This is a genomic window from Mesorhizobium sp. BAC0120 (assembly GCF_033542235.1).
Taxonomy (GTDB): Bacteria; Pseudomonadota; Alphaproteobacteria; order Rhizobiales; family Rhizobiaceae; genus JAWRCU01.
In genome coordinates, this window is record NZ_JAWRCU010000022.1 from 70756 (window position 1) to 82490 (window position 11735).

The following is an 11735-nucleotide window of genomic DNA, read 5'->3' on the forward strand; positions in this document are numbered from 1 at the left end:
GCCCCATGGTGCGCAACAGAATCGGCAGCGCTTGAAGCACGGAGGACCAACTATGGCCTTTGAGACGATCCTCACCGAGACACGCGGCAAAGTGGGCCTGATCACCCTCAATCGGCCGAAGGCACTGAACGCGTTGAATTCCCAGGTCCTCTCCGAGCTGGTCGAGGCGCTCAAGGCCTACGACGGCGATCCCGGCATCGGCGCGATCGTGATCACCGGCTCGGACAAGGCCTTCGCCGCCGGCGCCGACATCAAGGAGATGCAGAACAAAAGCTATGTGGAAGCCTTTCTCGGCGACTTCTTCTCGGGCTGGGACGATGTCGGGCGCGTGCGCAAGCCGATCATCGCGGCGGTGGCCGGCTATGCGCTTGGCGGAGGCTGCGAGGTCGCCATGATGTGCGACTTCATCATCGCCGCCGATAGCGCCAAATTCGGCCAGCCCGAGATCACGCTCGGCGTGATGCCTGGCATGGGCGGGTCACAGCGGCTCACGCGCGCCGTCGGCAAGGCGAAGGCGATGGACATGTGCCTGACCGGACGCATGATGGACGCAGCGGAAGCCGAACGGGCCGGACTGGTCTCGCGCATCGTGCCGGCGGACAAGCTGCTCGACGAGGCTCTCGCGGCGGCAGCCAAGATCGCCGAGTTCTCGCTGCCTGCCGTGATGATGGCCAAGGAGGCCGTCAACCGAGCGTTCGAAACGACTCTGGCGGAAGGCCTGCGTTTCGAGAAGCGCCTGTTCCATTCGATGTTTGCGCTCGACGACCAGAAGGAGGGAATGACCGCCTTCGTCGAGAAGCGGAAAGCCAATTTCAGCAATCGCTGAGCATGCGATTTCCGGCGTTGACGGTCGCACCGACCTCCTCTATAAGCCGCCGCTACCGAGGCGGCCTTGTGGCTGCCACATTTATTTTTGCGCCCTGCGTCAGGCAGCGGCGCTGCCCAACTGGAATATAAAAGAGAGGCATTATGGCCAACACCTCTTCGGCCAAGAAGGCTGCGCGCAAGATCGCCCGACGCGCAGCGGTCAACAAGATCCGGCGCTCACGCGTTCGCACCTTCGTGCGCAAGGTCGAGGAGGCGCTCGCCTCCGGCGACAAGACAGCAGCGGAGGCTGCGCTCAAGGCCGCACAGCCTGAGTTGATGCGCGCTGCCGGCAAGGGCGTGGTGCACAAGAACACGGCGTCACGGAAGGTGTCGCGACTCGCACAGCGCGTGAAGGGCCTGTCGGCTTAAGCTTCCGACTAACCTTCCTCGGTTCTGCATGACCCGGCCTCTGGCCGGGTTTTTATTTGCCGCGCAATGACTTGCAATAATGCCCTAGCGTCAGCCCTGCTGACCGTCAAAATGCTTTGCCAGCGCAAGACTGGAAAACAGAATTGTTGCGGCATCGGACGGCGCCGGAGGCAGCCAAGGTCCGGTCAATGATTTCGTAACAAATTCAACAGCTTGTGCGGGGTTGTCAACAGCTTGTGCAGAATCGCCCACCGCGTGCGGGGCACAACTAGAGTCAAGTATAATTTTTGATTTTTTTTTAGGGATGGGTCGTCGAAATCCGACATGTCGAAAAAGGGTTTGATTCCGAACGGGTTACTCGGTTGCAGCCTTGCCAAACGCTCCGTGCACCGCCATCCGGGACCCTTGATTCGTTAAAATTGAATGAATCTCGGCCTTGCATATCCGGCGTCGATGTAGCTAGTGTCTGGCCATCGAGAGACACGGGCCGACAGCCTCGCGACCAGCCAAATTGGCGAATTTTGCGCCACGGAGCGATCCGTGGGCTGTTGGGTTCGTGCCTTTTCGAGGCAACTGAAGACGCGGCATTCGTTCATTGCAGACATGTTTTTTCGAGCCCGGTATTGCTTTCGGGACGAGGGGTCTTTTGCAACTTGAAGGATGTTGTCAGAAGTTCGCCGTAAGGGGGCCGGGCTGCGTACGAGGTACGCCCGGTACACGGGGTAATGTCGGCGCAAGCCGACGTTCGAGTGGCGGAGACGGGGCGAATGGGTCGCTGCGCCGTGAAGCGGGCAGCGGCCTATCGAGAATAATGCGGAACAGGGAACCAAGAAAAATGCACAGCGGCATCGAAGGGCGGGCCGATTACGGCCTACTCTTTCCTCGTGATTTGGTGGATGGGGACGCAATGGCAACGGCGAGCTCCAAGCCTGACAAGACATTTGACCGTGTCAAGGCGCAGCTCAAGGCCCGCCTCGGGACGGAGGTGTTCTCGAGCTGGTTCGCCTGCATGAAACTGGCGGAAAGCTCGAAGAGCGTCGTGCGCCTGTCCGTGCCGACCGCCTTCCTGCGCTCCTGGATCAACGGCCACTACATCGACCTCATAGGCGAGCTGTGGCGCCAGGAAGAGCCCGACGTGATGAAGGTCGAGATCGTGGTGCGCACCACGACCAAGCAGGGGCGCTCAACCGCCGACCACGAGCAGCAGCCGGTGCGCAAGGTCGTCAGGCAGCCTCATACGGCCCTTGCGAGCGGCACGCTCGCTGCTCAACGTAGCGAGCGGCCCGCCGTGCCGAACGCACCGAAGAACGCCGCGCACGATCAGGAACATCGCCAGAGCGTGCTCGGCTCGCCGTTGGACAACCGCTATACCTTCCAATCCTTCATCGAGGGACCGTCGAACCGGGTAGCCTTCGCGGCCGCCCGCGCAGTGGCGGAGCAGTCGGCCAATGCGCGGTTCAATCCGCTGTTCCTGCATGCGACCGTCGGGCTCGGCAAGACGCACCTTCTGCAGGCCATCGCGGCCGAGGCGCTGAAGCAGTTCCCGCAATCGCGGGTCGTTTATCTCACCGCAGAATACTTCATGTGGCGCTTTGCAACGGCGATTCGCGACAACAATGCGCTGACGCTGAAGGAACAGCTGCGCGACATCGATCTTCTGATCATCGACGACATGCAGTTCCTGCAGGGCAAGTCGATCCAGAACGAGTTCTGCCACCTGATCAACATGCTGCTCGACAGCGCCAGGCAGGTCGTGGTGGCCGCTGACCGGCCCCCGTCGGAGCTGGAATCGCTGGAGCCGCGCGTGCGCTCCCGCCTCAATGGCGGCGTGGCGCTGGAGATGTCGGCGCCCGACTACACGATGCGGCTTCAGATGCTGAAGCTGCGGCTCCAGCAGGCGCAGCTCGATGACCCCTCGCTGTCGATCTCCGAGGAAATGCTGGCGCATGTCGCCCGCACGGTGGTCGGCAGCGGACGTGAGCTCGAAGGCGCCTTCAACCAGCTGCTGTTCAGGCATTCTTTCGAGCCGCAACTCACAATCGACAGGATCGACGAGATCCTCGGCCATATCTACCGGTCAGGGGAGCCGAAGCGGGTCAGGATCGAGGATATCCAGCGCATCGTAGCTCGGCACTACAACGTGTCCAAGACGGAGCTGCTCTCGAACCGCCGCACGCGCACCATCGTGAAGCCGCGGCAGGTCGCCATGTATCTGTCCAAGGTGATGACACCGCGCTCGCTGCCGGAGATCGGCCGCCGCTTCGGCGGCAGGGATCACACGACCGTCCTCCATGCTGTGCGCAAGATCGAGGACCTTTCGGGCAACGACAACACGCTTGCCCAGGAGCTGGAGCTCCTGCGCAGGCTGATCAGCGATCAGGCTTGAGCCGCCTTTGCTCCGGCGCGGCCGGCCGGCGAGGCCATGTCGCGCCGGGAGACGAAGGCGGAAGGGGGTAAGGCTCGCTCCCGGCTTTATCCCCAGGGAGCCCGCGGCATGGCCTCATTGGCCGTCCGCGGGCTTGCCTTTCAGTTTAAATTGCTGTCACTTTGCTTCGATTCTCGGCACTTTCGGGTATGTCCCGCTGACCTGAATCGCCGTCTTGGTATCGAAGCGAGATTTGCTCGTCATGCGTGTCGTACTTGAACGTTCCAATCTGTTGAAATCGCTCAACCACGTGCATCGCGTCGTGGAGCGGCGCAACACTATCCCGATCCTTTCCAACGTGCTGCTCACGGCAGGCGGTGCGAGCCTCGACATGAAGGCGACTGACCTCGATCTCGAAGTGACCGAGGCGACGGCCGCCATAGTCGAGCGCGCCGGCGCGACCACAGTGCCGGCCCACCTGCTCTACGATATCGTACGCAAGCTCCCCGACGGCGCCGAGGTGATGCTGAAGACCGATGAGGACGGCGCCTCCATGTCGGTGATCTCCGGCCGCTCGAGCTTCCGGCTGCAATGCCTCCCGCAGTCGGATTTTCCGGAGCTGACGGCGGGCTCCTTCACGCACATCTTCCGCCTTGAATCAGCGACGCTGAAGCGACTTATCGAGAAGACGCAGTTCGCGATCTCCACGGAAGAAACGCGCTATTATCTCAACGGCATCTTCCTGCACACACATGAGGAGGGCGGCAAACTGAAGCTGCGCTCAGTGGCTACTGATGGGCACAGGCTGGCGCGCGCCGAGGCCGATGCGCCGGCAGGTTCGGAAGGCATGCCGGGCATCATCATCCCACGCAAGACCGTGAGCGAATTGCAGAAGCTCGTGGAAGACCCGGACGTCGCGGTGACTGCAGAACTCTCCGAAACCAAGATACGCTTCACGATCGGACCGGTGGTGCTGACCTCCAAGCTCATCGACGGCACCTTCCCCGACTACCAGCGCGTCATCCCGACCGGGAACGACAAGAAGCTCGTCATCGACCGTCAGAGCTTCGCTCAGGCGGTCGACCGCGTCTCGACCATTTCTTCCGAGCGCGGTCGTGCGGTGAAGCTGTCGATCAGCGACGGGCAGGTGACGCTCGCGGTAAACAATCCGGACTCCGGCAGCGCCACCGAGGAACTGCCGGCCGACTACTCGTCGGATCCGCTGGAGATCGGCTTCAACGCGCGCTACCTGCTCGATGTGGCGGCACAGCTCACCGGCAGCGACGCGAAGTTCATGCTTGCGGACGCCGGCTCGCCGACGCTGATCCACGATACCAATGACGATCAGGCGCTCTATGTCCTGATGCCGATGCGCGTGTAGTCCTGTTTTGCGAAGACACAGCTCTACGTTGCCCCCCTCTGTCCTGCCGGACATCTCCCCCGCAAGGGGGGAGATTGGCTGTCATCGGTGGCTTCGCCAATCTTCGACGCCGGCGATTGGCGAAACCAAAACGGCCGTCCCATCTCCCCCCTTGCGGGGGAGATGTCCGGCAGGACAGAGGGGGGCGACATAAGGCGTTACGCCAATGGGCGAGCGCGTCGGTACCTACGTAAGTAAGCTGTCGCTTACTGACTTTCGCAACTACTCCTCCGTTTCGCTCGAGCTGCGGCCCGGCGCAGTCGTGCTGACCGGCGAGAACGGCGCGGGAAAGACCAACCTCCTCGAGGCTGTCTCCTTTCTGTCGCCCGGGCGCGGCATGAGACGCGCGGCCTATGCGGAGATCGCGCGACATGGCGCTGCCGACGGCTTCGCCGTGCATGCACGCGTGAGCAGCGCCGAGGGCGATGCGGAAATCGGCACGGGAACCGCACAGGGCGCGGAAGGCAGCCGGCGAATCCGCATCAATGGCGCCGATGCGCGCTCGGCCGAGGAACTGCTCGACATATTGCGCGTCGTCTGGATGACGCCGGCGATGGATGCGCTGTTCACCGGCCCGGCCGGCGACCGCCGCCGCTTTCTCGATCGGCTCGTTCTCGCGATTGATCCGAACCACGGCCGACGCACGCTCGATTATGAGAAGGCAATGCGCGGCAGGAACCGGCTGCTCGCCGACGACTCGCGCGATTGGGGCTGGTTTGATGCGATCGAGGCTCAGATGGCCGAAACGGGCGTTGCGATCGCAGCGGCGCGAGCCGAGCTTCTCGGCCTGCTTTCGGCGATGATCGCCAAGCTGCCCGATGACGGACCGTTCCCGCGCGCCCTGGTCGCGCTCGACGGCGAGGTAGAGCGGAAGGTCACCGACGAGCCTGCGGTCGAGGTCGAGGAGGATTTGCGCCGCCGGCTTGCCGAAAGCCGAAACCGGGATCGCGCCGCCGGCCGCACGCTCGACGGCCCGCACCGCTCCGACCTTCTGGTACGCCATTCAGTGAAGGACATGCCTGCGGAGTTCTGCTCGACCGGCGAGCAGAAGGCGCTGCTGATCGGGCTGGTGCTTTCCCATGCCCGACTTACGGCAGAGATGGCAGGCTCGGCGCCGATCCTTCTGCTCGACGAGGTGGCGGCCCATCTTGACCCTGGCCGGCGGGCGGCGTTGTTTTCCATACTCGATGAGCTCAACTGCCAGACCTTCATGACGGGGACGGAGCCGTCGCTGTTTTCCAGCCTCACCGGACAGGCGCAGTTTCTGACCGTCTCGCACGGTGAAGTCAGCGACACGCGCTGACAAGCACGGCGGCGGGGACTATGTTCCAGTCATGACCAGACACGAGACCCTTCCGCTTTCCCCGCAAGAGCTCGAACGTTACGCACGCCATATCGTGCTGCCCGAGATCGGCGGGCCGGGCCAGCAGAAGCTGAAACGCGCGCGCGTTCTGGTCGTCGGCGCCGGTGGGTTGGGCGCTCCGATGCTGGAATATCTTGCAGCAGCCGGTGTCGGCACGCTCGGCATCGTCGACGACGACGTGGTCTCGCTTTCCAACCTGCAGCGGCAGGTGATCCACGATACCGACGCGGTGGGCCTGACAAAGACGGAGAGCGCGGCACGGGCGATCGCCCGCATCAATCCGAATGTCGCAGTCGAGATCCATGCAACGCGTCTGACCGCGGCCAATGCGGCGGATCTGGTGCGAAAATACGAATTCGTCGCCGACGGCTCCGATAATTTCGATACGCGCTACGCCGTTGCCGACGCCTGCGCGGCAGAGAAGCGCCCGCTGGTCACCGCCGCTGTCGGCCGTTTCGATGGCTCGCTCACCGTGCTGATGCCCTTCGAAACGCGCCCTGACGGGCGGCCATGGCCTTCCTATCGCGACCTCTTCCCGGAGCCGCCGCCGGCAGGCCTCGTGCCGTCCTGCGCGGAGGCAGGCGTGCTGGGGGCGCTGACCGGCGTGATCGGTACCCTGCAGGCGCTAGAGGTGATCAAGCTGATTACCGGCATCGGCGAGCCGCTCGTCGGCCGCCTCCTGCTCTACGACGCGCTCGCAGCCCGCTTCGACACGATCAAATACGGAGGAAAAGGGTGATGGCGGCGCCGAACATCTCCATCGGCACGCTACTGGCCGATTTCGGCCATTGGGACGACTTGCTTTCGATGATCCGCGCGTCCTTCGCCTATATGGATGGCGTCATCGATCCACCCTCTTCAGTCCACCGGCTGACGCCTGCGGTGCTACGCGCCAAAGCCCAAGCAGAGACGTGTTTTCTGGCTACTGCAGATCGGCCGCCGGCGCGGGGCGAAATCCTTGCCATCGCACAGAGCATGGTAGGGTGCGCCTTCCTCGCCGAGAAGGAAGACCATTTCTATCTCGGCAAGCTGGCGGTGCTGCCGGCCTATCAGGGAAAAGGCGTAGGGCGCCAGCTGCTGATGGCAGCGCAGAACCACGCTATCCACGCAGGCAAGCCCGTCATCGAGCTGCAAACGCGGGTCGAGCTCACCGGGAATCATCGCAAATTCGCATCATTCGGCTTCGTCGAGACGGACAGGACGGCGCACCCCGGCTTCGACAGACCGACAACGCTGACGATGCGCAAGGCACTGGCATGAGCCTGGAGCTTACGGCTGAGGAACAGGCGACCGCGGAGGGTCGTGACGGCAAGGGCGCGGCGATGGCGATGCGTATCGTCATCGAAGCCGCGCGGCTGCTCGGCGCAGCACGGCTGATCCCCATTGCCTCCGCGCATATCGACGGCGCCCTCTATCATGGCGATTCCGGCACGCTGTTCGCGGAAGCGCTGGTGGAGGGCGGCGCAACGGTGGCGGTGCGCTCGACACTCAATGTCGGCGCGCTGGATCTCGTGGGCTGTTCGCGCGTGAGGCTCGAAGAACCGATGCGATCCATGGCGCGGCGCATGATGGAGGCGTACCGCAAGCTCGGCTGCGAGCAGAGCTGGACCTGCGCGCCCTATCAGGCAGGCCATAGGCCGGCATTCGGCACGGATGTCGCCTGGGGCGAATCGAACGCGGTCGCCTTCTGCAACTCCGTTCTTGGTGCTCGTACCAACCGCTATGGCGACTTCCTCGACATCGCTTGTGCTATTTCGGGCCGCGCGCCGGATTATGGCCTGCACAGGCCGGAGAACCGTCGGGCGCGCTTCGCGTTTGACGTGAGCGCGCTCCCGGTCGCGTTCCTCGGAGCCGACCACGCCTGGCCGATCCTCGGCAGCCTTTATGGCCGCGAAGTGGGCGAGGCCATCGGGGTCGTCGTCGGGGTCCCGCGCAATCCCGGCGAGGATGCGCTGAAGGCGTTTGGCGCCGCGGCCGCATCGTCGGGCGCGGTCGGCCTGTTCCACATCGCCGGTGTAACGCCTGAAGCGCCGGAGCTCGCAGCGGCTCTCGGTGGCGAGCCTGCTGAAGCCACAGTCAAGGTCACCGAAAGAATGGTTGCCGATGCGCGCCGCCGGCTTTCGACTGCCGGCGATGCCAAGGCGATCGATGCGGTCGCGATCGGCAGCCCGCATCTTTCGCTTGCCGAGTTCAGTGAGCTGGAAAGGCTGCTCAGGGGTCGCCGGGTCGCCGTGCCGATCCATGCCTGTACCGGACGCCATGTGGTGGCGGCGCTCGACAGCGACGGACGGCGCAGAACGCTGGAGAGCCTCGGCGTCGTGGTCGTCGCCGACACCTGCGTGGTCGTCACGCCTATCCTGCCTCCTCGCGACGGCGGGGTGCTGATGACCAATTCCGGCAAGTTCGCCCATTATGCGCCGGGAAATACCGGCTATGCGGTGATCTACGGATCGCTCGCCGACTGCGTGGAAAGCGCGATCGCCGGCCGGCCCGTGATGGGAGCGCTGGCGGCGTGATGCTTGCGGAAGGACGTCCGATGCACGGCGAGGTGCTGGTGGCGGGGAGAGCCGGGACAGGCGATGCGCTGGTGCTCACGGCCCCGATCAGCTTCTGGGGCGGCGTCGATCCGAAGAGCGGCCGCATCGCCGATCCCAGGCATCCGCAATTCGGCAAGCATATCGCCGGCACGGTGCTGTTCGTGCCGGCGACGGTCGGCTCGTCATCTGCTTCGGCCGTGCTGATGGAGCTCGTCCACAACGGCCGGGCGCCGGCCGCACTCGTTCTCGACAAACCAGATGCGATTCTGCTGCTCGGCCTGATCGTTGCGCGCGAAATGGACTGGCAGACACCGGTCGCGGTCAAGCTCGACGCCACGTTGCACCGCCAGTTCGACGGGCACGAAGCAGCTGTTTCCGCAAACGGCCTTATATCCACGCGCAACCGGCAGCCTCGATAGGTTGAAACGCCAAAGCCGGGCTTTCGCGGGAACGAACCGCGGTTTCGATCTGTTACTGTCCGTCGGCTCGTTGTTCTTGCTGCATGATCTTGTGCGATTCGCTCGGGATCGTGCTGCAAAATGGCCGAGGGAGGCGACCATGGTCTCCATCCTGTGGATCGGTGCGTTGCTTGTCGTCTGCGGCATCCTTGTCATGGCAAGGAAGGCCATATTTCGCGACGAATTGAGCGAACCGCATGCGTCACCGGATGAGCCCGGCGGCGTTACGCTGGAGCCCGAGCGGCGCGGGCTTCGTTTTCTTGGGCTTAGGGCGAACTGGCCGGGCGTGGCGCTGATTGCGATCGGCGCCGTTTTGTTATTTGTTGGCTGGCTGATTTGATCCGGGCGGGCAGCGTTCCAGCTTGCCCGGTCGCCATCGATCAAAATTGATCATCGGCGGCATCGCTTCGCCCTGCCGAGGCCTCGACTCAAACGCGATTCGGCAGCACACGGTCAGGCGGCCGGTGACCGTCGAAGAAGGCCCGGATGTTGATGATCACCTTCTCGCCCATGTCGATGCGGCCTTCGATGGTGGCCGAGCCCATATGCGGCAGGAGAACCACCTTGCCTTTGGCGGCCAGCCTGACGAGCTTCGGGCTGACAGCCGGCTCGTGCTGAAACACGTCGAGCCCGGCGCCTGCGATCTTGCCCTGCTCGAGCAGCTTGATCAGCGCATCCTCATCGATGATGTCACCGCGCGCAGTATTGACGATGAAGGCCGTGGGCTGCATCAGCGCCAGCCGCCGGGCCGAGAGCAGATGGAAGGTGGCCGGGGTCGAGGGGCAGTTGACCGAAATGATGTCCATGCGGGCAAGCATCTGGTCGAGGCTCTCCCAATAGGTCGCCTCCAGCTCGTCCTCTATCGCCGGCGCCACATGGTGACGGTTATGGTAGTGGATAGACAGGCCGAACGCCTTGGCGCGGCGCGCTACCGCCGTGCCGATGCGGCCCATGCCGACGATGCCGAGCCGCTTGCCCCAGATGCGATGACCGAGCATCCAGGTCGGTGACCAGCCCGGCCATTTGCCTTCGCCCTTCAATACGTTCGCGCCTTCGGCGAGCCTCCTCGGGACGGCAAGCATCAGCGCCACAGTCATGTCGGCCGTGTCTTCGGTGAGCACGTTCGGCGTATTGGTGACGGTGAGACCCTTCTTGGCGGCCGCCGCTACGTCGATGTGGTCGACGCCGTTGCCGAAATTGGCAATCAGCTTGAGATTGGGCCCGGCCTGCTCGATGAGCGCCGCATCGATCCTGTCGGTGATGGTCGGCACCAGCACCGCCGCCTCCCTGACCGCAGCCACGAGCTCCTCCGATCCCATCGGGCGGTCATCGAGATTGAGGCGTGCATCGAACAGCTCGCGCATGCGGGTTTCCACCTGGTCGGGCAGCTTGCGTGTAATCACGACCAGGGGCTTCTTGCGGCCGGACATTGTTTCCTCAAATTCGGTCACCGACTGAGGGTCGTTGAGACCTCTTTAACCAAGACAGGCGAAACTCGAAAACCGATATCGACCTGCCGCCCTCTGTAACAAGCGACTTGGCCGATGACAAAGAATTTTGGTCGGTGCCCCGCTCCTTGCAGGCGGATCACAATGGGAAAAAACGTGCGTCGATCGACCCTTGCTCAGGCGGTGGCTGCCGCCCTTCTGTCCTTTCTCCTTCCTATCGCCGCGGCCGATGCGGCTCCTCCCGACACCGATCCTCAGCAGACCGGTTCGCTCGGCCCCAACGGGCAGCCCTCTATCCTGCTCGGACCGAGCGGACTGCCGCTGCCGCGCTTCGTCAGCCTGAAATCGGGACGGGTCAATTCGCGCATCGGCCCGGGCGTCAACTACGCGATAGATTGGATGTATCTGAAGCCCGGCCTGCCGATGGAGATTCTCCAGGAATTCGACAATTGGCGGAAGGTGCGCGATTCGGATGGCGCGGAAGGCTGGATCAACCAGTCATTGCTGTCGGGCAAGCGGACGGGTATCGCCGCGCCCTGGCAGAAGGGCAAGGACGCGCAGATCAAGCTGCTCGGCGAACCGGAGAATGATGCCGGTACGGTCGCCCTGCTCGAGCCCGGCGTGATCGGCAAGATCAAGCAGTGCAACGGCGAATGGTGTCAGATGACGTTTGACGGGCACACCGGCTGGATCAGGCAGGCCCAGATCTGGGGCGCTTACCCCGGCGAGCTGATCAAGGATTAGCGCTCAGGAGACCGCGATCCGACGCGCCTCCTGGAACACCCCTCATCCGTCTCGGCGCTTCGCGCCGATCCACCTTGCATTGGAAATTGTGTACGAAGACGGGTCTCGCAAGGGACGCCAATGGCCGGGTGGCCACCCGGCCATTGGCGCCGATCGTCGGATCG

The 11735-nt window shown here is 63.6% G+C and carries 12 protein-coding genes; 11 read left to right on the forward strand and 1 reads right to left on the reverse strand.

From position 1 onward, the window contains the following. Positions 1-52: 52 nt before the first annotated feature. From SAZ10_RS30200 to SAZ10_RS30245, 10 genes are all read left to right on the forward strand, one after another. A complete protein-coding gene (locus SAZ10_RS30200) occupies positions 53-826 on the forward strand; it encodes an enoyl-CoA hydratase (protein WP_318613171.1) in 774 nt (257 codons plus the stop codon). Between the two features lie 143 nt (positions 827-969). Then, positions 970-1236 carry a 30S ribosomal protein S20 gene (gene rpsT / locus SAZ10_RS30205; protein WP_318613172.1) on the forward strand — a complete coding sequence of 89 codons (267 nt, stop codon included), beginning with the start codon at positions 970-972 and terminating at the stop codon, positions 1234-1236. An 835-nt stretch (positions 1237-2071) separates the two neighbouring features. Further along, positions 2072-3622: a chromosomal replication initiator protein DnaA gene (gene dnaA / locus SAZ10_RS30210; RefSeq protein WP_318613173.1), complete on the forward strand. Its 1551-nt coding sequence runs from the start codon at positions 2072-2074 to the stop codon at positions 3620-3622. A 241-nt stretch (positions 3623-3863) separates the two neighbouring features. Beyond that, the gene (gene dnaN / locus SAZ10_RS30215; RefSeq protein WP_318613174.1) at positions 3864-4982 is read left to right on the forward strand and encodes a DNA polymerase III subunit beta; all 1119 of its coding nucleotides are present in this window, start codon (positions 3864-3866) and stop codon (positions 4980-4982) included. A gap of 205 nt (positions 4983-5187) precedes the next feature. After that, positions 5188-6324, forward strand: a complete 1137-nt coding sequence (recF, locus tag SAZ10_RS30220; RefSeq protein ID WP_318613175.1) for a DNA replication/repair protein RecF — start codon at positions 5188-5190, stop codon at positions 6322-6324. A 31-nt stretch (positions 6325-6355) separates the two neighbouring features. Continuing rightward, entirely contained in the window at positions 6356-7123 is a 768-nt protein-coding gene (locus SAZ10_RS30225; protein WP_318613177.1) for a molybdopterin-synthase adenylyltransferase MoeB, read from the forward strand. Further along, positions 7123-7644, forward strand: coding sequence for a GNAT family N-acetyltransferase (locus SAZ10_RS30230; protein WP_318613178.1), 522 nt, complete (start codon positions 7123-7125; stop codon positions 7642-7644). The genes SAZ10_RS30225 and SAZ10_RS30230 overlap by 1 nt, the downstream gene beginning before the upstream one ends. After that, positions 7641-8900 carry an aconitase X catalytic domain-containing protein gene (locus tag SAZ10_RS30235; protein ID WP_318613179.1) on the forward strand — a complete coding sequence of 420 codons (1260 nt, stop codon included), beginning with the start codon at positions 7641-7643 and terminating at the stop codon, positions 8898-8900. Before SAZ10_RS30230 ends, SAZ10_RS30235 begins: the two co-directional genes overlap by 4 nt. After that, on the forward strand, positions 8900-9340 hold the full coding sequence (locus SAZ10_RS30240) for an aconitase X swivel domain-containing protein (protein ID WP_318613189.1): 441 nt from the start codon (positions 8900-8902) through the stop codon (positions 9338-9340). The genes SAZ10_RS30235 and SAZ10_RS30240 overlap by 1 nt, the downstream gene beginning before the upstream one ends. Before the next feature lie 139 nt (positions 9341-9479). Beyond that, entirely contained in the window at positions 9480-9719 is a 240-nt protein-coding gene (locus SAZ10_RS30245) for a hypothetical protein (protein WP_318613180.1), read from the forward strand. Between the two features lie 88 nt (positions 9720-9807). Here SAZ10_RS30245 and SAZ10_RS30250 read toward each other — a convergent pair whose 3' ends face one another. Beyond that, positions 9808-10809, reverse strand: coding sequence for a D-glycerate dehydrogenase (locus tag SAZ10_RS30250; protein ID WP_318613181.1), 1002 nt, complete (start codon positions 10807-10809; stop codon positions 9808-9810). Positions 10810-10971: 162 nt separating this feature from the next. On the opposite strand from SAZ10_RS30250, the gene SAZ10_RS30255 reads away from it, so the two are divergent. Then, entirely contained in the window at positions 10972-11571 is a 600-nt protein-coding gene (locus SAZ10_RS30255; protein WP_412535327.1) for an SH3 domain-containing protein, read from the forward strand. Positions 11572-11735 lie beyond the last annotated feature (164 nt).

What these genes read in the sequence shown, in the direction of transcription:
- SAZ10_RS30225 (WP_318613177.1), top strand. Translation starts at nt 6,356, where the DNA reads ATGACCAGACACGAGACCCTTCCGCTTTCCCCGCAAGAGCTCGAACGT.
- SAZ10_RS30245 (WP_318613180.1), top strand. Translation starts at nt 9,480, where the DNA reads ATGGTCTCCATCCTGTGGATCGGTGCGTTGCTTGTCGTCTGCGGCATC.
- dnaN (WP_318613174.1), top strand. Translation starts at nt 3,864, where the DNA reads ATGCGTGTCGTACTTGAACGTTCCAATCTGTTGAAATCGCTCAACCAC.
- SAZ10_RS30235 (WP_318613179.1), top strand. Translation starts at nt 7,641, where the DNA reads ATGAGCCTGGAGCTTACGGCTGAGGAACAGGCGACCGCGGAGGGTCGT.
- SAZ10_RS30230 (WP_318613178.1), top strand. Translation starts at nt 7,123, where the DNA reads ATGGCGGCGCCGAACATCTCCATCGGCACGCTACTGGCCGATTTCGGC.
- dnaA (WP_318613173.1), top strand. Translation starts at nt 2,072, where the DNA reads ATGCACAGCGGCATCGAAGGGCGGGCCGATTACGGCCTACTCTTTCCT.
- SAZ10_RS30240 (WP_318613189.1), top strand. Translation starts at nt 8,900, where the DNA reads ATGCTTGCGGAAGGACGTCCGATGCACGGCGAGGTGCTGGTGGCGGGG.
- rpsT (WP_318613172.1), top strand. Translation starts at nt 970, where the DNA reads ATGGCCAACACCTCTTCGGCCAAGAAGGCTGCGCGCAAGATCGCCCGA.
- recF (WP_318613175.1), top strand. Translation starts at nt 5,188, where the DNA reads ATGGGCGAGCGCGTCGGTACCTACGTAAGTAAGCTGTCGCTTACTGAC.
- SAZ10_RS30200 (WP_318613171.1), top strand. Translation starts at nt 53, where the DNA reads ATGGCCTTTGAGACGATCCTCACCGAGACACGCGGCAAAGTGGGCCTG.
- SAZ10_RS30250 (WP_318613181.1), bottom strand. Translation starts at nt 10,809, where the DNA reads ATGTCCGGCCGCAAGAAGCCCCTGGTCGTGATTACACGCAAGCTGCCC.
- SAZ10_RS30255 (WP_412535327.1), top strand. Translation starts at nt 10,972, where the DNA reads ATGGGAAAAAACGTGCGTCGATCGACCCTTGCTCAGGCGGTGGCTGCC.